General features: G+C 64.9%; 30 protein-coding genes. 11 read left to right on the forward strand and 19 right to left on the reverse strand.

Translation table 11 applies throughout. From position 1 onward, the window contains the following. Positions 1-64: 64 nt before the first annotated feature. Positions 65-814, forward strand: coding sequence for a hypothetical protein (locus NJT13_RS14230; RefSeq protein ID WP_254522302.1), 750 nt, complete (start codon positions 65-67; stop codon positions 812-814). 250 nt (positions 815-1,064) lie between these two features. Here NJT13_RS14230 and NJT13_RS14235 read toward each other — a convergent pair whose 3' ends face one another. The 6 genes from NJT13_RS14235 to NJT13_RS14260 all read right to left on the reverse strand — a co-directional run bounded on the left by NJT13_RS14235 (position 1,065) and on the right by NJT13_RS14260 (position 7,237). After that, positions 1,065-1,649: a hypothetical protein gene (locus tag NJT13_RS14235; protein WP_254522303.1), complete on the reverse strand. Its 585-nt coding sequence runs from the start codon at positions 1,647-1,649 to the stop codon at positions 1,065-1,067. A gap of 454 nt (positions 1,650-2,103) precedes the next feature. After that, positions 2,104-3,159 (reverse strand): glycoside hydrolase family 15 protein, encoded by a 1,056-nt coding sequence (locus NJT13_RS14240; RefSeq protein ID WP_254522304.1) that lies wholly within the window; start codon positions 3,157-3,159, stop codon positions 2,104-2,106. Further along, the gene (locus NJT13_RS14245; protein WP_254522305.1) at positions 3,156-3,878 is read right to left on the reverse strand and encodes a class I SAM-dependent methyltransferase; all 723 of its coding nucleotides are present in this window, start codon (positions 3,876-3,878) and stop codon (positions 3,156-3,158) included. The genes NJT13_RS14240 and NJT13_RS14245 overlap by 4 nt, the downstream gene beginning before the upstream one ends. Position 3,879: 1 nt before the next feature. Then, positions 3,880-5,250: a glycosyltransferase family 4 protein gene (locus NJT13_RS14250; RefSeq protein WP_254522306.1), complete on the reverse strand. Its 1,371-nt coding sequence runs from the start codon at positions 5,248-5,250 to the stop codon at positions 3,880-3,882. A 234-nt stretch (positions 5,251-5,484) separates the two neighbouring features. Beyond that, positions 5,485-6,045, reverse strand: a complete 561-nt coding sequence (locus NJT13_RS14255; protein ID WP_254522307.1) for an NUDIX hydrolase — start codon at positions 6,043-6,045, stop codon at positions 5,485-5,487. 241 nt (positions 6,046-6,286) lie between these two features. Continuing rightward, positions 6,287-7,237 carry a diacylglycerol/lipid kinase family protein gene (locus tag NJT13_RS14260; protein ID WP_254522308.1) on the reverse strand — a complete coding sequence of 317 codons (951 nt, stop codon included), beginning with the start codon at positions 7,235-7,237 and terminating at the stop codon, positions 6,287-6,289. A gap of 54 nt (positions 7,238-7,291) precedes the next feature. Between NJT13_RS14260 and NJT13_RS14265 the strand changes: the two genes are divergently transcribed. Both NJT13_RS14265 and NJT13_RS14270 read left to right on the forward strand, forming a co-directional pair. Further along, positions 7,292-7,999: a PHP domain-containing protein gene (locus tag NJT13_RS14265; protein ID WP_254522309.1), complete on the forward strand. Its 708-nt coding sequence runs from the start codon at positions 7,292-7,294 to the stop codon at positions 7,997-7,999. A gap of 274 nt (positions 8,000-8,273) precedes the next feature. Then, positions 8,274-8,729: a hypothetical protein gene (locus NJT13_RS14270; RefSeq protein WP_254522310.1), complete on the forward strand. Its 456-nt coding sequence runs from the start codon at positions 8,274-8,276 to the stop codon at positions 8,727-8,729. A 111-nt stretch (positions 8,730-8,840) separates the two neighbouring features. Here NJT13_RS14270 and NJT13_RS14275 read toward each other — a convergent pair whose 3' ends face one another. Beyond that, a complete protein-coding gene (locus NJT13_RS14275; RefSeq protein ID WP_254522311.1) occupies positions 8,841-9,233 on the reverse strand; it encodes a cupin domain-containing protein in 393 nt (130 codons plus the stop codon). Positions 9,234-9,505: 272 nt separating this feature from the next. Between NJT13_RS14275 and NJT13_RS23530 the strand changes: the two genes are divergently transcribed. Beyond that, complete coding sequence (locus NJT13_RS23530) at positions 9,506-10,066, forward strand: GNAT family N-acetyltransferase (RefSeq protein ID WP_425499814.1); 561 nt, start codon at positions 9,506-9,508, stop codon at positions 10,064-10,066. A 50-nt stretch (positions 10,067-10,116) separates the two neighbouring features. Here the strand turns inward: NJT13_RS23530 and NJT13_RS14285 are convergent, their stop codons facing one another. After that, positions 10,117-10,587: a hypothetical protein gene (locus NJT13_RS14285; protein WP_254522313.1), complete on the reverse strand. Its 471-nt coding sequence runs from the start codon at positions 10,585-10,587 to the stop codon at positions 10,117-10,119. 301 nt (positions 10,588-10,888) lie between these two features. On the opposite strand from NJT13_RS14285, the gene NJT13_RS14290 reads away from it, so the two are divergent. Further along, a complete protein-coding gene (locus NJT13_RS14290; protein ID WP_254522314.1) occupies positions 10,889-12,166 on the forward strand; it encodes an MFS transporter in 1,278 nt (425 codons plus the stop codon). A 254-nt stretch (positions 12,167-12,420) separates the two neighbouring features. On the opposite strand, the gene NJT13_RS14295 is transcribed toward NJT13_RS14290, so the two are convergent. Both NJT13_RS14295 and NJT13_RS14300 read right to left on the reverse strand, forming a co-directional pair. Continuing rightward, on the reverse strand, positions 12,421-13,074 hold the full coding sequence (locus NJT13_RS14295) for a hypothetical protein (protein WP_254522315.1): 654 nt from the start codon (positions 13,072-13,074) through the stop codon (positions 12,421-12,423). Between the two features lie 207 nt (positions 13,075-13,281). Then, on the reverse strand, positions 13,282-13,695 hold the full coding sequence (locus NJT13_RS14300) for an Lrp/AsnC family transcriptional regulator (protein WP_254522316.1): 414 nt from the start codon (positions 13,693-13,695) through the stop codon (positions 13,282-13,284). Positions 13,696-13,797: 102 nt separating this feature from the next. On the opposite strand from NJT13_RS14300, the gene carA reads away from it, so the two are divergent. From carA to NJT13_RS14315, 3 genes are all read left to right on the forward strand, one after another. After that, on the forward strand, positions 13,798-14,877 hold the full coding sequence (gene carA / locus NJT13_RS14305; RefSeq protein WP_254522317.1) for a glutamine-hydrolyzing carbamoyl-phosphate synthase small subunit: 1,080 nt from the start codon (positions 13,798-13,800) through the stop codon (positions 14,875-14,877). 197 nt (positions 14,878-15,074) lie between these two features. Next, positions 15,075-16,016, forward strand: a complete 942-nt coding sequence (gene cysK / locus NJT13_RS14310) for a cysteine synthase A (protein ID WP_278002239.1) — start codon at positions 15,075-15,077, stop codon at positions 16,014-16,016. Between the two features lie 127 nt (positions 16,017-16,143). Next, positions 16,144-16,671, forward strand: a complete 528-nt coding sequence (locus NJT13_RS14315) for a winged helix-turn-helix transcriptional regulator (protein ID WP_254525464.1) — start codon at positions 16,144-16,146, stop codon at positions 16,669-16,671. Between the two features lie 153 nt (positions 16,672-16,824). Here the strand turns inward: NJT13_RS14315 and NJT13_RS14320 are convergent, their stop codons facing one another. Continuing rightward, the gene (locus tag NJT13_RS14320) at positions 16,825-17,844 is read right to left on the reverse strand and encodes an AI-2E family transporter (RefSeq protein ID WP_254522318.1); all 1,020 of its coding nucleotides are present in this window, start codon (positions 17,842-17,844) and stop codon (positions 16,825-16,827) included. 117 nt (positions 17,845-17,961) lie between these two features. On the opposite strand from NJT13_RS14320, the gene NJT13_RS14325 reads away from it, so the two are divergent. After that, entirely contained in the window at positions 17,962-18,699 is a 738-nt protein-coding gene (locus NJT13_RS14325; protein ID WP_254522319.1) for a DUF547 domain-containing protein, read from the forward strand. A 97-nt stretch (positions 18,700-18,796) separates the two neighbouring features. Here NJT13_RS14325 and NJT13_RS14330 read toward each other — a convergent pair whose 3' ends face one another. Further along, positions 18,797-19,648: an amphi-Trp domain-containing protein gene (locus NJT13_RS14330; protein WP_340681171.1), complete on the reverse strand. Its 852-nt coding sequence runs from the start codon at positions 19,646-19,648 to the stop codon at positions 18,797-18,799. Positions 19,649-19,657: 9 nt separating this feature from the next. Between NJT13_RS14330 and NJT13_RS14335 the strand changes: the two genes are divergently transcribed. Continuing rightward, the gene (locus tag NJT13_RS14335) at positions 19,658-20,467 is read left to right on the forward strand and encodes an HNH endonuclease (RefSeq protein ID WP_254522320.1); all 810 of its coding nucleotides are present in this window, start codon (positions 19,658-19,660) and stop codon (positions 20,465-20,467) included. Between the two features lie 126 nt (positions 20,468-20,593). Here the strand turns inward: NJT13_RS14335 and NJT13_RS14340 are convergent, their stop codons facing one another. The 5 genes from NJT13_RS14340 to NJT13_RS14360 form a co-directional block, all read right to left on the reverse strand. Further along, positions 20,594-21,187, reverse strand: coding sequence for a DUF8173 domain-containing protein (locus NJT13_RS14340; RefSeq protein ID WP_254522321.1), 594 nt, complete (start codon positions 21,185-21,187; stop codon positions 20,594-20,596). 62 nt (positions 21,188-21,249) lie between these two features. Next, the gene (locus NJT13_RS14345; protein ID WP_254522322.1) at positions 21,250-22,026 is read right to left on the reverse strand and encodes a nucleoside phosphorylase; all 777 of its coding nucleotides are present in this window, start codon (positions 22,024-22,026) and stop codon (positions 21,250-21,252) included. 99 nt (positions 22,027-22,125) lie between these two features. Continuing rightward, positions 22,126-22,428: a HalOD1 output domain-containing protein gene (locus NJT13_RS14350; RefSeq protein ID WP_254522323.1), complete on the reverse strand. Its 303-nt coding sequence runs from the start codon at positions 22,426-22,428 to the stop codon at positions 22,126-22,128. 139 nt (positions 22,429-22,567) lie between these two features. Further along, on the reverse strand, positions 22,568-23,455 hold the full coding sequence (locus tag NJT13_RS14355; RefSeq protein WP_254522324.1) for an ATP-dependent ribose-1-phosphate kinase: 888 nt from the start codon (positions 23,453-23,455) through the stop codon (positions 22,568-22,570). Positions 23,456-23,708: 253 nt separating this feature from the next. Further along, positions 23,709-24,038 (reverse strand): DUF5789 family protein, encoded by a 330-nt coding sequence (locus NJT13_RS14360; RefSeq protein WP_254522325.1) that lies wholly within the window; start codon positions 24,036-24,038, stop codon positions 23,709-23,711. 156 nt (positions 24,039-24,194) lie between these two features. On the opposite strand from NJT13_RS14360, the gene NJT13_RS14365 reads away from it, so the two are divergent. After that, the gene (locus NJT13_RS14365) at positions 24,195-24,740 is read left to right on the forward strand and encodes a hypothetical protein (protein WP_254522326.1); all 546 of its coding nucleotides are present in this window, start codon (positions 24,195-24,197) and stop codon (positions 24,738-24,740) included. A 214-nt stretch (positions 24,741-24,954) separates the two neighbouring features. Here NJT13_RS14365 and NJT13_RS14370 read toward each other — a convergent pair whose 3' ends face one another. Next, a complete protein-coding gene (locus NJT13_RS14370; protein WP_254522327.1) occupies positions 24,955-25,287 on the reverse strand; it encodes a helix-turn-helix domain-containing protein in 333 nt (110 codons plus the stop codon). A gap of 105 nt (positions 25,288-25,392) precedes the next feature. Further along, the gene (locus NJT13_RS14375; RefSeq protein ID WP_254522328.1) at positions 25,393-26,214 is read right to left on the reverse strand and encodes a DUF63 family protein; all 822 of its coding nucleotides are present in this window, start codon (positions 26,212-26,214) and stop codon (positions 25,393-25,395) included. Positions 26,215-26,239 lie beyond the last annotated feature (25 nt).

Raw genomic sequence — 26,239 nt, forward strand, 5'->3', positions numbered from 1 at the left:
CACTTCATCTGCAAACCGAACGGCACCCCGAAAACACTTATGAATAGTATTTTATAAGCGGCGTATGGAGAAGGCTCGTGTCGGTCTGTCGCTGGTTATTGTGGTTCTCCTCACGGGGGCGATTTTCTATCCGGGTGCCCTCGCAAGACCGTACAGTGGGGACTCAGAAAATTATGCGATAGCACACGAATCGACAGTCGCATACGAGGAAACGCTTGCCGATGCCCCTCGCACTAGTGTTCGAAACGTTACTGTAGATGATTTTTCCGAGGGGCAACGAAGGGCCTTCGAGGGGGCGAAAGAACAGACACCGAGCACCTTCGGGTGGCAGGGCATCGGGGACCCTCCAGTCTGTGATCCTGCACTACTTCTGTGCAACGAGTATGAGACGTTTCCAAACCCCGTCACTGAGGGTGATGCTGACCACACGACAGCTATCGTCGAAGACTCTACCGGGGAGGAGTATCTTGTCAAAATAGGCCTTCCTGGAGCAGAGTGGGACGTCGACGGAATCATTACATTCGTCACTAAACTACTAATTCTTGGCCCATTTGCTGTCTTCCTGGGTCCGTTTACGTTCTTCCGTTCATATCGAACGGGGACAGTCAGCCAACCACTCCCGACACGTTCCGCATTGGGAGATGCGTCCGCACTTGTAGTCATCGTCCTGGGATACCCGTATCTCTTGATGTACACCAATATTTCTCTCCCATCGTGGCATCTTCCGCTAGTCGCTGTGACAACCTGGGCAGTGATACTCGCTGAGACAGATCGCGTTGAAACCCGATTGGAGAAACAGTCAGTGTCTGACTGACGACGTGACAGAAACGAACTCTCTATCGGAGAGGGCTGTTTCTTCCGGTGATCAAACGCAGGCCAGGTGCTAATCGCACCATCTGTACGCGCCCTTTCGGCTAGCGGTCGTCATAGCGATCGGTCGCCCCGTTTCGCCACGTCACGACCTAGAACGGATGACTCCGACACGAATTCCCGCCGCTCGTCTCGAGTACGCGACGGGGCCCTCGAGCACCTGAAAAAAGGAACGTCGGTTCGCTGTTCAGTTCTCAGAAGGACTGGCCACGGACGTGTGGTGACGACGTTTGGCCACCCATCTGCTGGCCACCCATCTGCTGTGATTGGCTCTGCTGGGCGACTTGCTGGCTCGCCTGCGAAATCGTCTGGGAGAGCTGTTGTGCCTTCTGGATTACCTGCTGGACGCCCGGGATTTGGGACTGCTGGAGTTCCTGGGAACTCTGCTGGAGCGCTTGCTGGGTGCACTGGCCGAACGTCTGTGCCATGTCGGATTGGCGCAGTAGGAGAGTCTTCTGGAGGTGAATGGCTTGGGAGAGGTCAGCAAGCTTCCCGGAGGTGAACCGGTCGCCGGCCTCCATCGCCCGGCCGTGCGCCCACTCGGCGTCCGATTCGAGCTGCTCGAGTTGGTAGATGGCCTGTGAAACCTGCTGGGGGACGGCCTGGTCGAACGACTGCGGCTGCTGTTGGTACTGTTGCCCGGTCTGTTGCTGGGGCTGCTGTTGCCCGGTCTGTTGCTGGGGCTGCTGTTGCCCGGTCTGTTGCTGGGGCTGCTGGCGTCCGACCTGCTGGTAAGTTGCCTGTCCCTCTTGCTGTCGCGGTGGCTGTTGGTATGACATGGTTCTATAGACGGCGTCCTACGAGGTCGGGGATCCGGAAGCGCGTTGCCTCGTAGGGCATTGCGATCAGTCCAGCCGCCCCAGTAAAGACCCGGGATACTGTTTCTCCCACTCCCCTTACTGTTTCTCTCACGCGCTCCCGTTTCTCCCACTCGCGCTACCGTTTCTCCCACTCGAGTTCCTGGCGCGACTGTTCACGTCTATTCGGGCTTCCCGCCCGAGACGACCGGCCGGTCAAGAGATAGTTACCGGACGTCGTTCACGCGGTATATTTCTGTCACGCAATATGTCACGTCGCCGCCGACGCGATTCGTTTGCGTCGTCGACCGGAGTTCCCGCTGGTGGCTCGGACGACGGCGGACGGGGAACGTCTCCACGATGGCGAGGGCCGTTCCTCCGACGGCCGCGATCGACCGGTCGAATGCGCCGAGGACGCGGATTCGAACGAGCCGAGTCAGTCGAATACCGGCTCGAGAAACAGCTCGCCGGCCGGCGATAGTCCCGACAGCGCGTCCGCGGCCAGCACCGCCGCGGCGCCGGTCCACGTCGGCCGTTCGCCCGGCCAGAACTCCCCGTCCTCGAACTGATAGCCGGTCCAGAAGACGCCGTCGTCGTCGGTCCACTGAAAGAGCCACTCGTAGATCTCACGCGCCCGCTCCGTCTCACCGACTGCGGCCAGCGAGATGACCAGTTCGCAGGACTCGGCGACGGTCACCCAGGGCTCGTCGTCGACGCAGCGACAGCCCAGTCCCGCTTCGAGAAACCGGTCCATCCCTGCCTCGAGCCGATTGCGCGCTCGATCGCCGGTCAACACGCCACAGAGGACGGGATAGAACCAGTCCATCGCGTACCGCGATTTGCTCTCCCAGGTGCGATCGAACCGGTCGGGCCGCGAGCGAATCGCCTCGCCGAGTCGGGTGCGGGCCTCGAGCCACCGGTCGCGGTCCTCGGGATGGCCGAGTACGTCTGCGATCGCCGCACCGCACGCGAGGCTCTTGTAGATCGAGGCACAACCGGAGACGAGCGCGTCCTCGTACACCTCGCCGTCGGCCTTGACGGTCCAGTAGATCTCGCCCGTGGCAGCCTGCTGGCGGCACGCGAACGCGAGGGCGCTCTGAACCGTCGGCCAGAGTTCCTCGAGAAACGCCCGGTCGCCGGTACACCGATAGTGGTGCCAGATTCCGACGGCCACGTAGGCGCTCCGGTGGGTCTCCTTCCGCGGTTCGTCGCCGGCGTGTGACCCGTCACCGTCCTCCGAGTCGCCGTAGGTGGCCCACAGCGCCCCGTCGTCGTGCTGTGCGTCGGCCACCCAGCGGTACGCGCGGCGGGCGGCCTCGGTACGGCCGGCGACGGACAGCCCCATCGCGCTCTCGACGTGATCCCAGGGGTCGGCCGGCCCGTCGGCATACCAGAGGATGAGCCCGTCCGACCGCTGGACCCGTTCGATGTAGTCCGCCGCGGGCTCTAAGTCCCACGCGGTCAGCGTTTGCCGACCGGTCGCGTCGCTCACGGTCGTCCCTCCAGTCGGAAGTAATAGACGACGCTCTTGCCGACCAGTGGATCGAGCGCCCGCTCGAGCAGCCTGACGGGCCGCGGCGACTCCAGGACGTCCCACTCGAGAAAGCGGTCGTAGGCCCGGAGCGGGAGCGGCGGGTCGCCGCGCTCGTCGCGGTCCCACCAGAGACATTTCAGCCACCAGTAGGGGGCGTGCAGCGCGTGGGCGAAGTGGCTGTCGACCCGGCGGAATCCGCGCCGTTCGATCGCAGCGCGTAGCTCCTCACGGTCGAAGATGCGAACGTGGCCGCCCTCGACCTGATGATACTCGTCCGAGAGCGCCCAGCAGACGCGCTCGGGGCCGGCTCTTGGCACGCTCACCGCGAGCGCGCCGTCGGGCCGACAGACCCGCCGGAGCTCATCGATCGCGGCCTCGTAGTCGGGGAGATGCTCCAAGACCTCGGTACAGAGGACGACGTCGAAGGCCCCGTCTTCGAACGGCAGCCGGAGCGCGTCGCCGGCGCAGAACGTGACCGGGACGTCGGTCGCCCCGGCGACGTACTCGTCGTAGTCGTCCCGGGCGGCCGCCAGATTGTCCGGCCCGAGATCCAGCCCGACCACTTCGGCGACGTTCTCGAGGGCGGCGGCGTGGACGTGTCGGCCCTCGCCGCAGCCGACGTCGAGGACGCGGGTTCCCGGTGTCAGCGTGAGGCGGTCGAAATCGATCGTCTCCATCTCAGGCTCCCTGTCCCTGTGTTTCGATGGCGGTGTGATACGTTCGGACGGTTTCGCGGGCGGCCCGCTCCCAGTCGAACTCCTCGACGATGCGGTGGCGCCCTCGCTCGCCGAGGCGCCGACGGCGCTCGCCGTCCCCGAGTAACTCGCGGACGGCGTCGGCGAGCGCAGCGGAATCTCCCGGCTCGACGAGGACGCCGGCGTCGCCGACCACCTCGGGGAGCGCCCCACCGGTGGTGGCGACGACCGGGACGCCACAGGAAAGCGCTTCGCCGGCGGGGAGGCCGAAGCCCTCGTACAGCGAGGGGACGACCGCGACGTCCGCGGTCCCGTAGAGGTCGACCATTCGATCGTAGCTGATCTCGCTGTGCGTTTCGATCGCGTCTCCGATTCCCAGGTCCGATATCAGTCGATCGCAGTCGCCGCCGTCGTCGAACTCGCCCACGACGACGAGTTCGGCGTCGACGTCCTCGCGGACGTCCGCGAACGCCTCGAGCAGGTAGCGCGCGCCTTTCAGCGGCACGTCGGCGCTGACGGTCGTCATAACGCGCGGCCGGTCGCGCGGTCTGTCCCGGGGTTCGAACAGGTCGGTATCGATCCCGTTGTGGACGACCCGGATCGCGTCCGGGTCGGCACCGAAGTCCGCGACCGTGTGCCGTCTGGCGGACTCGGAGACGGTCAGCACGTGGGGCAAGTCCTGTACGACGTTGCGTTGCATCTCGAGAAACCGGTACCACCGACGTATCAGCAGCCGCTCTTTCCAGTCGTCGGCCGCGGCGAGGGCGGCGTCTCGGTCCACGGTGATCGGATGGTGGACGGTCGCGACGACCGGGTGGCCCCGCTCGCGAAGCGTGTGGAGTCCGTGACAGAGCGATTGGTTGTCGTGGACGACGTCGTAGTCGGGCTGGTGCTCCTCGAAGTAGTCGACGACGCGACGGCCGAACGCGTACGGATCCGGAAAGCCGCCGGTCAGGGCGCTCAGCCACTCGTAGAGCGCGAGCGGGTCGCGGAGATACGAGAGTTCGAACTGCCCGAGTCGGTCGAGTTCGTCGACGACGTTCTCGCCGGGCAATCGGATCAGTCCGACGCCGTCGTCGAGATCCGGGTACGGTTTCCCCGATATCACGTCGACGGAGTGGCCGAGTTCGGTCAACGCTCGGCTGAGATACTTCACGTAGACGCCCTGTCCCCCCGAGTACGGGTTCGACCGATAGCTCAGCAGACAGACGTCGAGTGGCTCGTCGGCGGGCGCGGCTGTCTCGAGCGACGGCTCCGACTCCGCCGGCACCCCTGTGGCGGTCGACCCCCCTGCCGACACGGACGAGGTGATACTGCTCCCCCGAAGAAGACGTCTGAACGTACCAGTGACCATCGCAGTCTATTCTGCATGTGTGGTCACTCCCTCATAAACCTCTCGCTCGTGTACTGTTTCTTGACAGTGTTCCGTCCGGAGATGAGACTCCTCGTGTGCCGATCGACGAGGCGAGAACCGTCCGGCCCCTCGAGCGGGCCGTCTCTTCCGACTCGCGGCCGACGGCGCGAATCGGGTTGGCCTGCTGGCCGATCCGCGGGCCTGCCCGCCGGCCGACACCTTCCGTCTCGGTCGCTACTTCGTGTCCCGCCGCATGGCGATCTCGAACCACGGGCAGAGTCGAAGCTGACGGTACCATTCCGGGTGCGCGTCGAGGCGCTCGTAGGGGACCCACATCAGCCCCGCGACCTCCTCTTCGTCGGGCTCGAGGCTCCGGTCCGACAGCGTCAGTTTGAGGACGGTACAGACCTCGTGCTCGACGCCTTCGTTCTCGAAGTAGCGCTTGTACTCGAAGCGGTCGGTCACCCGCAGATCGTCGTACTGATCGGGCGTGATCCCCAGTTCCTCCTCGAGACGCTCGCGGGTCGCCTCCTCCTGGCTCTGCCCCTCGACGGGGTGGGACGCGACGGTGCCGTCCCAGAAGGTTCCCCAGAGACGCTTGCCGGGTGCGCGCTGGGCGAGTAAGATGTTCCCCTCGCCGTCGAAGACGAGTGAGGTGAACGCGCGGTGGCGAACCCCGTCGTCGGTGTGGGCTTCGAGCCGATTGACTAACTCGAGTTCGGTGTCGTCGCCGTCGACGGCGATCACGTCCTGTCTCGCGTTCTCGTGTTCCAGGTCCTCCTGGGGTGTACTCATATCCGGACAATCACAGTGGCTCTTGAAACCAGTATCGTCTCGTCTCGACCGTTTCGAATCGAAATCCCGGAGATTTCCGCGTTCGTACGTATCGTCCCGGCGACGGAACGCACCGTGACTGAGTCGATCGTCGATTCGATCCGTTCGCTTCCCAACCCGCCCGCGGGAGTGACCGACGATCGCCTCGAGCGACGACGCCCGCACGATTTCGACACCTCGAACGGAATCTGGCGCCCGGCGGCTACGGTAGCAGTCCGTCGTCCGGATCGGGTTGATAGCCGTCCCCGACGGCGATCTCGAGCGTCCGCGAATTCGTCTCGACGGTCAGGATTTCGGTTTCGAGCATCTCCCCGTCGAGACTGTACTCGACGGAGTCCCGTCGGCTCTCGATCGCGAGCGACGGCGTTCGCCGGCGAACGATGTGGTCGCTATCGCGTCCGAACAGTTTCTGCATGGCTGCACCGCCGAGGAGGTTCAACGCCGCGGCGTCCTCGACGATCGTCACCTCGAGCAGGCCGTCCTCGACGTCGGCCTGCGCCGTTCGCGCGCCCGTAAACCGTCGACAGTTCCCGATGAGGACGAACATGGCCCTCCCTTCCCAGGCTCGCGTCCGTTCCCCGTTCGGTCCGGGTTCCGTCTCCACCCGGAGCGGGAGCGAGTCGAACGAGCCCATCGTCTCGAGCGTGGTCTTCACGTACGCGAGGACGCCCAGGTTCGCCTTGCTCTCCGGGGTCGTGTTGCTGCTCGCTTCGGCGGTGATGCCGCCGACACAGGAGTTGAGGAAGACCCGATCGTTCGCGAGTCCGACGTCGATCGACCGCCGTCTCCCCTCCTCGATCACCGTAAACGCGTGGTCGACTCCCTGAACGCCGATGTTCGTCGCGAAGTTGTTTCCCGTTCCCGTCGGAACGACGGCGAGAGTCGTCGTCTCGAGTTCGTCCGCGGCCGCGAGTCCGTTGACCACGGCGTTTACCGTGCCATCGCCGCCGGCCGCGGCGACGAGGCCCGCGTCGGGGGCGGCCTCGTCGGCGAATCGCTTCGCGTCGCCGGCCTGTTCGGTTTTTCGGATTTCGAACCCGTGCTCGGTCCCGAATTCGACGACGTCGTCGACGTGGTCTCCGCTGCCGCTTTCGGGATTGAGGACGAGCACGCGGTCGTCGGCCCGACCGTCGGTCGACCCCTCCGATTGCATGGTACGGGAGACGCCAGCCGAGGACAAAAGGGTCTGGCCGGCGTATGCGTTTCCGTGTATCGCGTCGATCTCCACACGCACACGCGATTCTTCCACGGTCGCAGATCGCTCGGCGACCGGTTCGACCCGATCGGGGTCCGCCTGCTCACAGCGGTGGCCGACCGGCGCGACCTCGACGGGATCGCGACGACCAATCACGATTACTACACGCCGTTCGACCCGTCTTCGAACGTCGAAACGCTACCCGGAATCGAGATCACGACCGACCGCGGCCACGTCCTCGTCGTCGGACCGGACCCGCCCGCGGCGACGAAACCGGGGGCGCTCTCACCCCGCGAGGCGGTGGCACTCGCTCACGACCGTAACTGCGCGGCCATCGTCGCGCATCCGTTTCGGAACAGTTCTGTCCGGGAACTCGACGACGTCCCGTTCGACGCAATCGAGGTCAACGGCAAACACCCCCGATCGCGGCCGCTCGTCGAGGAACTGGCCGAGGAACGCGACCTTCCGCTGGTCGGCGGCAGCGACGCGCACTACCCCTTCGAGGTGGGGCGAGCGTACACCGTCGTCGAAGTGGAGGAACTCACGCCCGGGGCGGTGGTCGACGCGATCCGCGACGGTCGCGTGAGTGCGCGCGTCCACCGCTCGTGGCACGACCGCTTGCTGCGCAAGGGCTACCGTGCCGTCCACGACCGCAAGCGAGTCATCGACGCGCTCGACCGGCCGACGCCCGGCGTCGGACGGCCGCCGGGAAAGGAGTGACGACCGCCGACCGCTTTCGATTACGGGTACCGATCGGGCGACGGCGGTTTCCGCCTCGAGTATCCGGCCGGCGCGTTCGTCCGCAGCCGACGGTGGCAGACGCGATTCCGTGCACTCGCCGTTGCCCGTTCGACTGACTCCCTCGAGCAATCGCCCTGATCGTCGGACGCGAGACGAAAGGGTGACCGACGTACCCTGTTCTGCGGACCGTTTCGGTAAAATGGCTGTTTGAGTCACCAGGTCACGTATCGGAGTCTCCGACCATCGTTTCTACATGAATCGGCGCACGTTCGTCACGTCGCTCGGTGCGGCCGGTGGTCTTGGAGCCGTCGTAGCCGGCACGAATGCCGTCCTCGCAGCGCCGTCGACGGTCGAGGGAACGGTCGAAGCGAAGTCGATTACGGGGCGAGGCGGTGACGAGAGTCACGCCGTGTTAGCACACGAGGGGACGCTCGTCGTCGACGACGCCGAGTACCGGGACGCCGTCTCCGACTGGCGGAACGTAACGGTTAACGGCGCTCTCGCCCGCCAGTTTGAAACCGACTACGAGGCCGTCTACTACAATCTTCACGTCCACCACGAGACGGCAAACGAGAAACGGAACGTGGCGACCGGCGAATCGCTGGCCTATCGGACCGACCGTCCGGTGTTCAACAGTGTGCAGGTCGGCGACGCGGTGACCGCCGAGACGGCCGGTGCAGACGTCCCGCGCATCGACTCCCTCGAGTAACCTGGGACGTTCGGTCTCCGAGTGAGAAAGCAGTGTCGTGACAGACTCGGCCTCGTCCGTCCCGAATCGGGACCCGACTGGAGGAAAAGTGTGCTGGGGAGACGGTGTTCCTTAGGAACTCGCCTCCATTTTGCGCCGAATGTGGTCGAGGACTTCGCCGTGTTCGTGTTGCGGGCTGAAGAGAACGAAGTCCGTGTCCTCGTCGGCCCGGACCGTGTGTCCGGGCGGCCAGTAGAACATATCGCCGCCCTCGTCGGCTTCTTCGTTGCCGTCGGCGTAGGTGACGGTCAGCGCACCGCGTACCACGTATCCCCAGTGGGGCGACTGGCAGAGGTCGTTTTCCAGTCCCTCGAGAAGCGCAGCGAGGTCGGTCCCCTTCGCGACCGTGAAATGTTCCGCAGCCATGTCTCCGTACCCGGTCGCGTCGCCGAAGTCGGGTTGGTGCTGAGCGACGGCGTCCGGGCTGTCGATCCTGGTCGGAATGTCTTCTTTCGCTACTTTCATGGGTCTCCTCCGGGTAAAGCACTCGGCCCAGCAAGACAGCATCTCGTCTGCGTGGCTTCTCTCCAAGTACTCCGAGTATACTTCGCCACCCTCTCTGTTAGCTGTTACCATTGATCGTCGTCCCCGATAGCGTCACGGTGTCCGGTCGAGGATTCGCTGGTATACCGATATGTATCAAAATTGGTCCGAAAGTATCGTCCATGCCAGGGCCCGTCTTCCTCGAGGGAGAGCGATTGTAACTTCGAACAGTTCGATCAGCGGACTACGAATGTATCGTTCGCACTCTCAACGATCCGGCGGTTCGACACGGCGGCTACGAGGGGTATCGAACACCCGTCTCGGCGGAGGACGTCACGGCTAAACTGGAAGCCGACGACCGTCATCTGTTTCTCGCTTGTCGAAAGGGCACACCGATCGGGAGTGCGTCGCTCAAAGACATCGACCTGGAGGGTCGCAAGGCGGAGCCGGGGTACTGGATCGCCCCCGACGAACAGGGCAACGCATACGCGACGGAAGCGGCGGATCTCTGTCTCACGCACGCCTTCGACGAACTGGGTCTGCACGAGGTCTGGGCACGAACAGTCGGCGATAACGACGCCTCGAATCGAGTACTCGAGAAACTCGGATTCCAGCGTGAAGGCGTCATCGGCGAACACTGGTACGGGTTCGGTCGCGACGTCGACGAGCACCGTTTCGGCCTCCTCGAATCCGAACGACAGGAATTTTCTGGTGCGCAGGATCGCCACGATCACCCCCTGGCGGTCGGCTCTGAGCAGTCAGTGAGCGTTCGCCACCGTCGACGCACGGATTCGGTACTCCTGTCTCGGCCGTAATCGAGTGACCGGGGTCGATACTGGAACGTCTGCTGCCACGAGTCGACCGGTCAGTCGGTAACGTCCGGGAAGCAGTTGAACTCGATGGTGACGGAGTCGACAGTTTCGCCAGCCGTGTTCACCGCGACGACCCGATACCGACCGTGAAACGGTCGGTGGCCGAGTGATTGCTCGTACAGGAGCTGTCCCTCGTTCACGCCTGCTTTGTTCGCCATCAGTCCGGCGTCCTCCGCCGAAACTGGAATCGTGTACGCCAGTGCGTCTGCCGCGTCGTACACTTCCAGGCTGTCGATATCGTTTTCTCGGACGTCGTCGACGGACAGTGGAACCGCGAGCCTCACGTCGCCGTCTTCGACCGTCCCGCGAGCGCCGTTGTCGAGAGCGTCCCCGTCGCCGTGAGCAAAGGCGCTCGTGTGACAATCGACCGTGTCGGAACCACCCGTTGCCGAGCCGCCACAGCCAGCCATTCCAGCGACGGCCACGCTGCCGACGGTGGCCAGCAATCCTCGTCTGGACGACATACAATTAATTTCTGATCTGACAGGAAATGCGTTTCGGTTCCGGTGAACTACCCCGCCCTACTCGCTCGGCTTCGCCTCGCTCCGTGAGGACGGGGGCTCGGCACCCTCACCGCCACCGCTAACTCGGCGTACTCGATTCGCGTAGCGACTCCGGCGAGAGACACGCTCGCTACGCAGCAGGCACACCGCTACGCATCGTCGTTCTCGGGGCGCATTCGTCGACCACCCCTCGGCAACGGTGAAAGCGGCGAGGGATATCCCCATGAGCAGAATTTAAGCCGTTCGTCCGGTGATACCGGCTATGGCGTTTCGTCGAGTTCGCGACGCGGTCGCGTCCGTCTCGAGGCAGACGGCGCTGGTCGTCGGGCTGATCAGCGGATCGCAGTTCGCGAACCACGCGTTTCTCGTCCTCCTTCCACCTATCCTCCCGCTTCTCTCTTCGGACCTCGACGTCTCCATCGCGATGTTGGGGGTGGCTCTCGGCGCACAGGCGCTGGTCAACACCGCGTTCCAACTTCCGTTCGGATACCTGGGTGACCACTACGATCGGACGATCGCACTCGGTCTCTCCTCAGTGTTGGGCGCGGTCGGCGCCATCGTCACGGCGCTCGCGACGAGTTTTCCCGAACTCCTCGTCGGTCAGGTCGTCCTCGGTATCGGCGTCGCCGGTCATCACCCCGCCCACTATCCGCTGTTGTCCGACGCGACGACGGAGGACACGCGCGGTCGCGCGTTCGCCGTATACAATTTCGGCGGCAGCCTCGGGTTCGCGACGCCGCCGGTCTTCATCACGGCAGTCATTTCGGTGCCGGGATTGACGTGGCGTCACGCCATCGGCGTGCTGGGCCTGGTCGGCCTGGCGTACGCGGTAGTCATCACGGCCGTCTTCGCCTGGCGCGTCGACGACGAAATCTCCGCGCCGAACGTCGAACCGTCCGCGGCCGAGGACCCACTGACCGATCGTATCCGTTCAGAACTTCGGACGCTCGTCTCCGAACCGGGTATCCTCGCAGTGGCGCTCCTCGCCCTGTTCGCGTCGACCGCCAACTGGGGGGTAACCTCGTACGCCGTCGTGTTCCTGACGGACGTCTACGGCCTGTCGCTGGGGCTCGCGAACCTGACGTTGACGGGACTGTTCGTCGTAGGAGCGGGCGCAATCCTCGTCGGCGGGTACCTCACGGACCGGTTCGGCGGCGGCCGGGTCCTCGTCGTCAGCTTCCTCGGCTTTTCGGCGCTGGTCAGTCTCATCGCAGCACGCCTCGTCTCCGCACCCGTCGCAGTCGGGTTGTTCCTCGTGCTGGGCGCCGTGCGAAGCGTGGCCGGTCCCGCTCGAGACGAACTGACCGAACGGCTCGCCGCCCGAGGGGCGGTCGCGAAGAGCTTCGCCATCGTTACCATCGGCATCATGCTGGGGAGCGCGATCGCGCCACCGGCATTCGGCTACATCATCCAGTGGATCGGCGTCGAGGCGGCGTTCGTCGCCGTGGCCGGCGTCGGCCTCGCGTCGACCGTCATCACGCTGTTCGTCGTCGCCGAATTCGCCGACGCTCGAGGGGGAACGTCGGCGCCCGGGGACTGATCGAGACGCTCGGGGGAGAATCTCGACTACCGAATCGATGGATGCGGGCGTCCAAACGAGGACCGAAGGGAAAATCCGGCAGGGCGAATCGGTGATATGGCCGAGACGAACGACGGTCACGGGAGGGTCTGAGCCCCGTCGACGCGCTCTCGGAGCCGTCTCGCGACGTGTCTGAGCTTCCGTACCGGGAGCGGGTCGTGCTCGTACACGGTCCCCGAGATAACAACCACGAGTAAGACGGGGCCTCGGTTCAACTACTCGCTCGTCGCCCGCACCGCGAGTGAAGCCGTCGCGATATCCCGCTCTGAGGCACCAAGAAATCCCTTCGTGAAGCCCGCTCCGAACGTCGCGTCGACGAGACCATCGCCTGCCTCGGGCGGTTCGTCACGGTCCACGACAGTGGCGAAGCGAAACGTACGGGAGTCCCCCGTTGCGGCATCAAATGTCAGGTGCCATCGGTACCGCCCCGTCGATCGGTCGGTACCGATATAGAGGTTCGAGTCGCCGTCGCCGTTGCCGTCGTCGGCGGGGACGACGTCTCCGGGGTGGGAGACGATCGATCCCGTGCGCCAGGCGTGTTCGACCGTCAGCGAGGTCGTCTTCCACCCACTCCCCGCGTGGAAGTTCGACCCCGGGACGAGTCGATATCCGGTGACGAGAGCGTACCGACCGGCCGGTTCGAGATCGAGAACCGACGCGTGCTGTCGGACGGTTCCGTACGTCTCGCTTCCCGCCGTCGTCGTGTCCGTGGCCACGACGGGTCTGTTCCACTCCCGCGCCGGGAGTACCGGCTCCTCGGCGGACGTGGCTGGTGGCGCAGAGTGCCGGTCGGCGACCCCGCCCGCGACCCCGAGGACGCCACCGATTCCGGCGCCGGCGGCCAGTCCGAGAAGCGCACGTCGGTGCATCGTCTCGAGGGAATGTCTCAGAGATAGAATACCTTCTGGTCGGTCGTTCCAACATCCTCTCCGCCGGTAGCTCGGAAGGTGCGACGCGCTCGATCCGGCGTTTCACTGAGCGGTCGATTCATGGCGAGCGACAGCGACGACTCGTCGTCGATGTTCCTCGAGTGTCCGACTGTGAGTGAATTCCACGACTTCAGTCGTGGGAAGATGTCACCCGAGTTCCTCGTCCAGAATCAACCGCGTCTTCGTGCTCACGACCTCGTCCTGGTCGCGGGCTTTCGTGATGAGATCGTTGACCCCGCGCGTGTCCGCGGCGTCGACGACGAGGACGATGTCCTGTTCGCCCGAGACCATCCAGACGAAGTCGACCTCCTCCCACTCGGCCATCCGCTCCGAGACCGCCTTGGTGTCGACGTCGACCGCGACGCCGATCTCGAGCATCGCCTGGACGTTGCCCGTCCGGGTCGATATGGTAAAGCGTTCGATGACGTCGTCGTCCATCATGCGCTCGACGCGGTTGCGAACGGTCCCTTCGCTCGTCCCGACCACGCTTGCGATCTCGGTGTACGGCGTCCGGGCGTCCCGCCGGAGGACATCGAGGATCTGTCGGTCCAGGTCGTCCATGGAGATGTGTCCCTACGTGTGACGTGCACTTACCGATTACGAAAATCGTAACTGAGCTTCGAAGACAACACTTATGATGGTACAAACGATACGTAGTTCGTAATGACGGAAGCCTACGTCGCACTGGAAGGCGGCCACGTACTCGAGGGTCGTGGTCGTGCGTCTGGAACGGCTCGTGGGGAACTCGTTTTCACAACAGCGTATACGGGCTACGAGGAAAGTCTCACGGATCCCTCCTACGAGGAGCAGATCCTGACCTTTTCGTACCCGCTGATCGGTAACTACGGCGTCCGCGAGGAGCGATTCGAGGACGACCGCGTCCATCCGCGCGCCGTCCTCGCGAAGGAACTCACCGAGGACGTCGCCGAGTGGCTCGAGGGTGAGGGCGTTCCGGCCGTCGACCACCTCGACACTCGCGAGGTCGTCACTGACATCCGCGACGGCGGTGCGATGAAGTGCGGAATCGCCGTCGGCGAGGACGTCACGGAGGAGGACGCGCTGGCAGAACTCGAACAGTGCGAGGCGATGAGCGATCACACCGACATCGGCGCGCAGGTCAGCGTCGACGAACCGACCGTCCACGGGGAAGACAACGACGGCGAGACGGTGGCCCTGATCGACTGCGGCGCGAAGGGCTCGATCGTCGACTCGCTGCTCGAGCGCGAGGCGACCGTTCACGTCCTGCCGTACGACGCGTCCGTCGCGGACGTCGAGGCCCTCGACCCGGACGTGCTGTTCATCTCGAACGGCCCCGGCGACCCGGTCAACTTCGAGGAAGCGATCGACCTCGTCGAGGCGTTCGTCGAGGACACGCCCGTCGCCGGCATCTGTCTCGGCCAGCAGATCGTCGCCGAGGCGCTCGGCGGCTCCACCGAGAAGATGACGTTCGGCCACCGCGGCGTCAACCAGCCCGTCCTCGATCTCGAGTCCAAGCAGGTCGTCATGACCACTCAAAACCACGGCTACACCGTCGCCGACCCCGGTGACCACCTCGAGGTCACCCAGATCAACGTCAACGACGACACGCCCGAAGGGATCGACGGCATCGAATACGACGTTATCACCCGCCAGTATCACCCCGAAGCGAACCCCGGCCCCGAAGACACCCTCGACTTCTTCGACGACGTTCTCGCCATGGCTTCCGGCCGAGAAAACGCTCGAGCGGTCCCCGCCGACGACTGATCGTCAGCGGACGAGTGCGGAGTTCCGATTTTGTACGTCCGTCACCGACGACAGATTCCGTTCTTCTGCGCCCGCCGCCGATCGTTTCGCGCAACGCATCGTCGACCGCGGCCGTGAACGATATCGGTCTCGAGTGAATCTGCGACCGAAGTCGTTCACCGCAACAGATACGATTGTTGAGCTTATAGGGGAAACTGATGGAACGAACTTCCGAGTTCGGGGTCGACATCGACACCGCCGAGAGCGTCGACGAATTGATCGGTGAAACGCCATTGGTGCGACTGGACGCCGTCGCCGACAACTGCTTCGGGAAAATCGAGGCGGCGAATCCGTACTCGGTCAAAGACCGGATCGCACGAGCGATCGTCGACGCCGCCGAGCGAGACGGGGCGCTCGAATCCGGTGGGACCGTCGTGGAATCGACCAGCGGCAACACGGGAATCGGGTTGGCGGCCGTCTCCGCGGCACGGGGATACGACTGCGTGCTGACGATGCCGTCCTCGATGTCGATCGAACGGCGCCAACTCCTGGGGGCACTGGGTGCGGAACTGGAACTCACGCCCGCCGAGGACGGAATGACCGGTGCGAACGACCGCGCCGCGGAGATCGTCGCCGACCGCGAGGACGCGATCCTGGCTCGACAGTTCGAGAACGAGGCCAACCCGGCGGCCCACCGGGAGACGACGGGCCCGGAAATCTGGGCCGCCACCGACGGTGCGGTCGACGCGGTCGTCGCGGGCGTCGGAACTGGCGGGACGATCACCGGCGTTTCGGAGTACGTAAAGGAAGATCGGGGGAAGACCGATTTCACGTCGGTGGCCGTCGAACCGGCCGAATCGCCGACCCTGTCGGAACGCAGCACGGACGGACACGACATTCAGGGGATCGGTCCCGGTTTCGTGCCCGACGTCCTCCGGACCGATCTCGTCGACGAGATCCGCTCCGTCGAGGCCGAAGCGGCCAAAGAAGCGGCCCGGAACCTGGGCCGCGACGAAGGGCTGTTGGTCGGCATCTCCGCGGGTGCGGCGCTCGCGGCCGCCGCCGAGTACGCGAGCGAACACCCGGACGAGTTGACCGTCGTCGTCCTGCCGGACACCGGCGAGCGCTACCTCTCGACCGACCTGTACGAACTCCAGTAGCCGGAACCGCGTTCCGGCGTTCGGACGCGACGACGGTTCTCGATTGCTGGGAACGCGGGACACCCGTTATATGCGCACAGCGGCTAGCACCGAGTACGTCCAGCGGCAGGACGACCACGAGCTACCGATGACTGAAACGCGCCAGAAGATCCGAGCGCACGTCGGTTCGAACGCCGGCGTCCACTTCAACGAAATCGTCAGGCAATCCGACTTCGCACCGGGGCAGGTTCAGTACCACGTCCGGCGGTTACTCGAGGAGGATCGGCTCGTCCGCGAGGAGTTCTACGGCCGGACCCACTACTACCCGCCGGAGTACGACGAGTGGGAGCGTGCCGCACTGGCGCTGTTCCGCCGGGAAACCGCCCGCGAGATCGTCGTCTATCTGATCGAACACGAGCAGGCCGCACCCGTCGACGTCGCGGACGCGCTCGGGATCGCTCGCAGCACGCTCGAGTACCACGTCGACCGGCTGGTCGACCACGATATCGTCGAGAAGCGCTACCGCGAGCGAAACCGGGTCGTCCTCGAACTCGCCACCCCCGAAGCGACGGGCAGACTCCTGACGACGGTGACGCCGACCGTTCCCGACCGACTCGTCGATCGCTTTTCCCGACTCGTCGACGAGTTGCTCGCGGGCACGCCCGACTCCGCATGACATCCTCCCCGCCGTGAACGGCGGGACTCTCTCGCCGTTCGAAGGAAGCCGACGTTCGGCGGTCTCCGGGCGCGGTTCGTCCGTCCCGCGACCGCGATCGATCCGTTCGCTCCGGCGCAGTTCGTCGGCCCGCGTGTGTCGGATCGCGTTCCGTCACTGCATGCCCGGAACGTTCTCGAGTTCGTTGTAGTGATCGTTAATCACGTTCAGCGTCGCGATCAGCGCGCCGAGGACGACGGGGCCGTAGAACAGTCCCATGATGCCGAACGCGTAGACGCCGCCGAGGACGCCGAGGATGATGACGGCGGGGTTGAGGTCGGCGTAGCGATCGACGAGGATCGGTCGCAGGTAGTCGTCCGAGAGGCCGACGACGACCGTGCTGTAGGCGAACAGCGCCACGGCGAGAAACGGCTCGCCCGTCGTAACGAGGAAGATAACGGCCGGTCCCCAGACCAGGAACGAGCCGACCAGCGGGATCAACGAGAGGACGATCATAACGACCGTCCAGAACGCGGCGTTCGGCACGCCGGTCGCGACCAACCCCAGACCGGCAATGGTCCCCTGAATAATCGCGATCAGGACGTGACCTGCGAGGACGGCCCACATGACCGCGTCCAGTTCCCGGTAGAAATCGTTCTGGGCCTCGTCCGGCAGCGGCGTCAGATCTCGAATCCAGGAAAGCAGTGCGCTCCCGTCTTTGAGCAGGTAGTAGAGCAGGAAGATCGCAACCCCGAGTCCGACCACGGTGTGGGTAAGCGCGCTGAACCAGGCGGTCGACTGTTCGAGGAGAATCCCGCCGACCCCCTGTGCTGACTCGGCGAGCGTGGCCGTCAGGTCGACGCTCACACCCGTTCGCGTCTCGATGAACCGTTCCAGTTCGGCGGTCTGGAGCGCGTCCGTGTCGGCGTTCTCGATGAGTCGTCGGGCGTCACTGGCGACCGCCGCGACGATGACGATCACCGGGACGACGACGCCGGCGATCGCGAGCAAGACGAGCGCGAGCGCGGCGATCGAAGGCGCAACCCGCCGCTCGAGGCGCTCCTGGACCGGATAGAGGACGTACGCGACGAGGATGGCACCGAGGACGTACTGACCGAACGGGAGGACGAGCAGCAGCGAGAGATACGCGAAGATCCCGACGAGGACGAGGAGAAATCCCTTGCTGAGGTTCACGCCGATAATTTTGGTGCTCGAGGGAATAAAACCACTCCTCGAACCTATCTGTCGGTTGGATTGTCGTCAGAAGCCGTCACACGCCTTCAAGGGCCTGGTTAGTGAACTCCTACCCGAATGTCGACTCAGCTCGATCCCCTTTCGCTCTCGGCCGATCTCCTCTATACTGTCAAGACCGAGGGTGACGCCGATCCGCTACGGGAGCATCTCGCCGCCCTCGATCGGTCACAGCTAAAGCGGGCGATCGACAGTCGCGAAGGAAAACTCGCGTTCTGGCTCAACTGTTACAATGCGTACGCCCAGCTCATTCTGGAAGACGAGGAGGCCGAACTGCACGAAGGCGGACTGCTCGACCGCTGGAAGTTCTTCGTCCGCGATCGGGTCCCTATCAGCGGGGTCTGGCTGAGTCTCAACGACATCGAACACGGGCTGCTCCGAAGTTCGAAACACCCCTGGGGGTTCGGCTACCTCCCGCGGCTGTTCCCCTCCTCGTTCGAACGGCAGTTCCGACTCGAAGCGTGTGATCCCAGGGTTCACTTCGCGCTGAGTCACGGCGCCGAACACTGCCCGCCGATCGCGGTCTACTCGCCGCGCGACGTCGACGAAGAACTCGACATCGCTATCGAGTGGTTTCTGGAGGAGAACGTCACCTACGACGCCGAGGAAAACGTCGCGACGGTTCCGCGGCGCTTCCGGCAGTACCGTGGCGACTTCGGCGGCACCCGCGGCATCGTCGCGTTCCTTCGGGAGTACAACGCCGTTCCGACCGACACGACGCCCTCGCTCGAGTACGAGCGGGTCGACCGGTCCGCGGATCTCGACGTCGACATGGACGGCGACGATATTCGGCCGTAGCCTCCCGCTGTTGGTCGCGTCCGGATTTTCGCAGCCGCGCCGGTCCGGCGCTCCCGGCGTGCGATTTCGACACGCCAGCTTCGAACCCGTCGGACGCTCAGTCGCGTCGCTCTATCGTCGCCGTCGACGCGCTTCGGATCACGCTCCGTGCGGCCCGCTCGGCGTTCGAGCGTGATACGTATCCTTCGCCGCTGTCGGCGACGATGTTCCCGTTCCAGTGGACGAGCCGCCAGCGCCACTCTCCCGCGCTGTCCTCGTAGACTTCGAAACGGCTGGTCCGCTCGGCTTCGCTTCTCGGGTCCGTCTCTCCGGCGTCGGATCGTTCCGCCGTATCGGCCGTCACGCCGACGACGGTCGTCCCGTCGGTTTCCGCCGTCTCGTCGGTCGCACCTCGGTCGGCGATCCGGACGCTCGAGCCCTCGACGTCGTCCCACTCCAGTTCGAGTGCCAGTTCGGCGATCGACGGCGTTGCAGTCGGGTCCCGCGCTGTGGCGACCGCGGCGGTGACTCGCTCCGGGAGTGTAACGCTTGCCGTCCGGCCGTCGCTCTCCAGGCGAACGGGTCGTCCGTCCTCGAATGCGGTCGCGAACTCGCGGAGGACGGCGGCGAATTCGTCGCGGTCGTACGCGCACTCGAGGGCGAACCGATCCGCGCCCGATCGTTTCCCTCCGTCCCTGTCGTCCGGTGTCTTGCCCATGGCGAACCCACGCGGGCCGCGGGTTTGTAGTTCCTGGCCCTGTGCCCGGAAACTGACGCCGAATTCGCGCGACTGCTCGAGCGAGGGCGGCGGGTCCTCGATTACCACGGGACGGACGGTCGCCGGTCGGCCGTCGATCGTCGAACAGCAGCGATCGGCCCGCCGGACGCCGAGGGATGCCCGGTCCCGTCTCGAAGTGTGGCCGATCGAACCGCCGGGGTAGCCGGAGCGTTTTTGCCCCAGCGCCGCCATCGCTCGCTCGTGACTTCACGCGACTGGCGTGCCGACCGGGCGTTCGTCTTCGATCGCGACGCGTTCACCTGCCGACACTGCGGTACCGTCGACGACGACGAGCCGACGAGCCTCCGGTCCTATCCGGTCGGCGACGTCCCTCTCGAGGGTGACGTCCACGAGAGCGCACTCGTGACGGTCTGTCGCGATTGTTTTACCGAACTCGAATCTTCCCCCTCGACCGAAACGATCGGTTCCGGCGACCTGTTCGACCTCGTCCGCGACACCACGCGCGTCCAGGGCAGAACGATCTCCGACGTCGCCGACTTCGCATCGGTCGCGACGTCGCTTCCCGACTCGCTCGAGTCCGCCGTCGACGACGAGACGGACGTCGACCTCGACGCCTCGGTCGCGAAATACCGCCGCGCCCGTCGGGACGTCCTGCTCGCACTCGACGTCGTCGACGCCCGCCTCGAGCGCCTCACCGCCTCCGAGACGGCCGTGGATTCGGACGTTCGGGCCTCGATCGCTGCGTTTTCCGAAACCGCGACGCGGCTGCAGCGATCGCTCCGCGAGGTCGTCGCGTCGAGCGAAACCGTCGCGACCGGGCTCGACCGCTGTCACGGTTGTTTCGCCTCCCTCGAGCGCACCGAGGACGAGACGTGCCCGAACTGCGGACTCGTCGTCCACCAGACGGTCGACTGGGAACACGACGACGGTACCGTCGCATTCGACCGTCTCTTCGCGACGATCAACGAGACCCTTCAGGGCGCGTCCCAGACGACCGAGACGTTGACCGACCGGACGACGACGCTGGCCGAGCAACTGGTCGAATCATAACGACGGCTGCGACGGCGCGTGCCTCGACGGCCACCGCTCGAGACGGAGCTTCGATGACGGTGTCCCCTCGGGACGGAGCTTCGATGACGGTGTCCCCTCGGGACGGAGCTTCGATCGTCGCGTGGCTCAGTCCTGCCACCATCTGTAGAGCCGCCGACCGACGACGCCCCCTCCGATGAACCCGACGAAGGCGGTCACGAATACGCCGAGAATCGGAATCGATTCGAGCGCAGACAGAACCAACGCACCGACAGCGGCGTCTTTCCCGCCGATGCGGTCCCCGGTGTGTCTGGTGACGAGCGTGCCGACCCAGACGACCGCGACCGCGGTGCCGACCAGTTCGACGATTCCGACGACGATCAGTCCGGGAATCGAGACGACGAGTCCCACGATCGTAATCGCGAGAAGCACTAGCGCGATTGGCACGCCGAGCAAGACGAGCAGTCCCCAGCCGAACGCGGTATCGGGTTCGTCCTGGATCTCCGTCACGGTCTGTTTCGCATAGCGAGGCCCGAAGGCGACGAGTAAGCCCGCGATCAGACCGTTGACGAGGAACAGCCCGATGAATTGAACAGCGAGCGACGTACCGAAACCGAGTCCGTTGCCACCCGTCGATCGAGCAGCAGCGGTGCCCGCTCCTGCCGTCACGGCGACGATCCCTGCGAGTAGTGAGACGATGGCGGTCCTCCCCGGGCGGATATTCGAGCGTTTGTGCCACACAGTTCGACAGTCTAACCCGTACAATAAGCCGTTTGATGTGTGGAACTAAACCCGTCGGCCGCTCACAGGTCGGTCGCGGCCTCGAGCGCGATATCGATCGCCCGGCCGACGTTGTTCTTCGCCTTGTCGGGGAGTTCGTCGTCCTCGGTGTCGGTCCCCTTCTGTGTGCCTTCGACGAGGTTGCCATCGACGGTACAGATCGCGCCGGCGCGAAGCCCCCGGCGGCGAGCGAGCGTGAAGACGGCCGCGGCTTCCATCTCGACCGCCAGCAGGCCGGCGGCTTCCCAGTCGTCGACGGCCGCGTCGGTTTCGGCGTAGTACGCGTCGTCGGAGGCGATGGGGCCGACGTGAACGCCTCCGTCTCCGCTCACGGGTTCACCGTTCGCGCTATTCGCGGCCCACTGGGCCGCGTGCGCCTCCGCCGCGTCGACCAGCGCCGACAGCACCTCGTAGTCCGGGACCGCGGGATACTCGACGGCCTCGTACCGCTTCGTGGTCCCCTCGTTCTTTGCGGCCCCGGTCGCCACGATCATGTCGCCGATTTCGAGTTCCGACTGGAGCGCACCGGTCGTCCCGACACGGACGAACGTCTCGACGCCGACGTTGGCCATCTCTTCGATGGCGATGGCGGCGGAGGGACAGCCGATCCCGGTCGAGCAGATCGTCAGGTCTCGGTCCTCATAGGTGGCGTTGACGATCTTGTACTCGCGATTGCGAGCGATCGTCTCCGACTCGTCACAGTGGTCGGCGATGCGATCGACTCGTCCCGGGTCGCCCGGGATGAGTGCGATGTCCGTCAGTTCGCCGTCGTCGACCAGCAGATGTGGCTGCGTCGCCATACCGACGCGTTCCGCGGGCGGTGAGAAAAAAGGTTCGAGGAAGGGTCGAGGCGCACCGGCTCTCTCGACGCCACCCCGTTCCCTGCATTCGACCGACGACTATCCGCTCGGACGCACTTCGATGCGGTCGTGTCGGACGGCGACCACCGCGTCTTCGATCTCGAACTCGACGGTTCCAGTCGCTCGGGATCCGCCACGATTCGTCTCCGCGAAGAGGCTGTCGAGCGCCTCCGGATCGATGTAGTCGTATAGCTGCGTGCTGGCTGCAGTAACGTCGTCACCATAATACTGAGCCAGCGCCAACGCAGTGGCGATACTCGGCGGTTCGTCCGCACGTCGCTCGTACTGGATGCGACGTCCGAAGCCACATCCGTTTGACTCATTTACCCTTCCTTCCGTCATGTCTCTCAGTCACAGGATCGTGACTGTCTATTCGTCTGGGCAACGGCGCCGCCCATATAACTACCGTCAGACGACACCCCATGAGAACCGCACGACTGCGAGACGGCGCCGTCACGATCCGGGTCGTCGATCCGACCGGTCACGATCGGCGTCCGAGGACGGTTTCGACCGCGGACGCCGTCGGTGCACTCCGCGCACCAGTTCGACTCGCGGTAAGCGCGCCACAGGCGTTCCCGTACGCGAGCGCCCGATCGATGTCGCCGTCCTCGAGCCACGTCGTGAGAAATCCCGCGGCGAAGGCGTCACCCGCACCGGCCGTGTCGACCGGATCGACGTCGAATCCCGGATGAACGACGGCGCCGTCCGGCGCGTACGCTTCCGCTCCGTCGGCACCGCAGGTGACGACGACGATCCGACCGTCGCCCTGCTCGTCGAGTCGGTCGGGCCCGAGCAACGCCGTCGCCTCTCGGTCGGTCACGAAGACGACGTCGGCGAGTGCGAGCGCCTCGTCGAAATCTCGGTCGGCGATTCGCCGACCCGGGTCGAAACTGACCGACAGACCGGCGTCGCCGGCGATCCGTGCGATCGCAGCGGCGGTGTCGGGGCGCTGTCCCGTGAGATGGACGTGGTCCGCCGATCGGATTCGAGCCGACTCGAGGTCGTCCGGTGTGATGGCCTCGTTGACGCCGTCGTTCCCGAGGATCGCGACTTCGCCGACCTCGTCGACGAGCAGGTACTTCACGGCCGTGTCGGCCCCCTCGACGACGCGGACGCCGGCCAGGGAGACGCCCGTCGCCTCGAGTTCGCGACGTGCCAGCAGGCCGTTGTCGTCGTCGCCGACGCTGCCGATCAGCCCGGTCTCGACGCCGAGGTCGGCGAGTGCGGCGGCGACGTTAGCAGCGCTCCCGCCGCCGGACTGGCGCTGCGAGCGGATCGAAGCCTCGCCGTCGGGCTCGGGGAGTCTGTCGACGCGGAGGGTCACGTCCCAGTTGATGTGCCCAGCCGTGAGTACCGTCACCGTATCCATTCGACGATATCGGAAGGACGGTGTCGGCCGGCAAAAATCTAGTGACGAGTGGCGGTGATCGGCTCGTCGACCGTCCGACCGCCAGTAGTGAGAGGACCTCTCTCGAACGGCTCTCGCCGCTGTTTCTCTCGGTACTCGGGTGCGGAGAAGGTGTAAACGGGCCTCCCGTACGAATCGGCCGAGGGAAGCGCTCCGGGGTGTCGGGACGTCGGTCACCTCCTTCGGCGGGGATTGCCGAACGCGGACGGCGTCCTCAAAACGACTCGTTCGGTCTCTCGCTCCGTTCGCCGAGCGCCGGCGGCGTGCGATCGCTGTAGCCCTTCCGTCCGATGGCTCCTTCAGCGACGTTGCCGAAGATGGCATCACGGGCCTCCGTCGCAGACGCGAACCGCTCTTCGTACACGAGATCCAGCACCTCCTCGAGCGTCTGTTCGCCGTTCTGGAAGCGGAGGACCTCGCTGCCGTAGGCCTCGACCAGTTCCTCGCACGTCGTCGGATATTCGTGTTGCTCGAGTTGGCGAGCGAGCCGACCGAATTCGACCCCCAGTTCTCTGGTCCGGTGACTCTCGGTATACTCGGTCATCGCGGCGTTTGTACATCATCGACCATTATAAATTTCGTGCGCGATTTCTCGACCTGTCTGGGCGGTGAGTTTCCGATCCGGTGAGAGGTCGGTCCGTGGCCGATCCGCCGCGGTTTCAGCGCGAACATTTTGTATGCCGTGTGGTGTACGGGCGATATGTCCACCAACGGTGACGAGGACGGTTCACCGACGAATTCGAAGGCGGGAGCCGATTCGTCGGAACGCCGAACTGATCCGGACGGCACCGGCCCCGAACACACGGCCGAGTCCGTCCCGAACGAGGGCGTCATCTCGACGACCGTCGAGGACGCGAGTGGCTACGGGCTCACGTTGACGTTCATCGGGGGCCTGCTGCTCGCACTGGGGTACTACGGATACATCGCGGTGACCGGCCCGCAGACGCTCGGCCAGGCGATCCCCGGCCCGTTCTACCTGCTCGCGTTCGCACTCCTGTTCGTCCTCGAGTTGTTTCGAAGTCGCGAGCGCGGGGCGATGGCGGTGGTTCGGGCAACCGCCCTGGCGCTTTTTTACGGCGGTCTCACCGCGTTCGCGATCGAGGGCAGCGTCTACCTCTGGTACAATCCCGCCGCGGCGCTCGACGGGTTCGTCGGGGTGACCGTGTTAGCCGTGTCGCTGATCGTCGCGGGTCTCTCGTACTTTCTCTACCTCGCCGCACTCGAGTCGAATCGGTCCGGCCGGTGAGTGCGGAGCGTCGTTCTCGACCGCGCCCGAATAGCGCACTCCTCGGCGTATTCCGTCTGCAACCTGTCCGTTCGGATCCACCGTCGGCGGACACGGTCTGAGAACATCGGTCCGATACGATCACGGGTCGGACGGCGTGCTGGTGGACGATTCCCACCGCGTTCGCTTCGAACGGTCGGATCCGACCGATCCGGGAGAGGGACGGATGTCTCGTTCAGACGACCCACTCGTCCGGGAGTTCGTCCGCGTGGTCGTCCAACAGCTCCAATAGCGGCTCTACTTCCTCGAACCCCCGTCCCCGCCGGACGACGTTCTCGGTTCGATCCCACTCGATGAGGCCGGCGTCCTCGAGTTTCGGCAAGTGGGTGTGATGGATCGCGATCGTTCGGTCTCGTCGCTCTTCACGCCGAGTGCAAGCCTCGGCGGGACGCTGCGGGTTGCGTTCTCGCAGCGCGATCAGCAACCGGCGGCGATACTCGTCCGCGAGAACGTCGAACAGGGCGTCCAGAGATAAATCGTTCTGTGGTGGGACCGTCTCCTCTTCCATAGCGTATCGAAACCGGTGGTGACAAAGGAATCTTGGGAGTCCGTATGCACCCCTCTTTTTAAGTCCCCGGATCTCGAGAACGATTCGCCAATCCCTTCGAGGCGGTCAGGCCACGGCGAACAGGAGCGTGTTGTGAACGGCCGGCCCGAGACCGACCGCGGCGACCAGTGCGAGGATGGTCCGGGCCTGCTGGGGTTGTTCGTCGACGTACTCCCGGAATAGCCCGAGGATAACCAGCGCGAGGACGACCTTGACGAGGACGAACAGCCAGCCGGCGCCGATGTACTGGGCGGTCGGCAGCGACTTGCCGGCCTCGAGGATCATCAGTGAGACCGGCACGTCCTCGCCGGCCCCGAGGACGTCGTAGCCGATCGCGGTCGTGACGCCGTCCAGCGTGTGCGAAAAGACCACGAGCGCCCCTGTCGCTCCCGTGGTCGCGGCCACGTCCGTAAACCAGAGACTCAGCGCAACCCAGGCGACGGCTGCGACGATGCCGGCGACGACGACGCTGATGACCGGCCAGAACGGTTCGAAGGTCCCCGCCTCGACGCTGCGAAAGATGGCGAACATCGTAAAGACCGTAAAAAAGGCGGTGCCGGTGATCCCGACGAATCGGTGAACCGTCGGCTGGAGGCCGCCGACGTGGAGAAAAACCGCGACGATCCAGACGATCCCCGCGACGGTCGCCGTCGCCGCGTAGACCATCGGTGCGCTGAACAGGGGAGCGATACTCGCCGGAAACGCGTCCAGCTTGTACAGAACGTGGAGGCTCGAACCGAACATCATCCACGGTGCGAACGCCAGAACCGTCTGATCGGTCACCGGTGGCTCGATCACCCACAGGAGCGCGATGACGCTTCCGAGAATCACGACGGTAGGAACCAGCAGGTACCACGGTGGGATGACGAACCCCTCGGGTAATACCATAGGGGCAATAGGACAGACCAGTGAC

This window comes from Natrinema caseinilyticum (assembly GCF_024227435.1).
Taxonomy (GTDB): domain Archaea; phylum Halobacteriota; class Halobacteria; order Halobacteriales; family Natrialbaceae; genus Natrinema; species Natrinema caseinilyticum.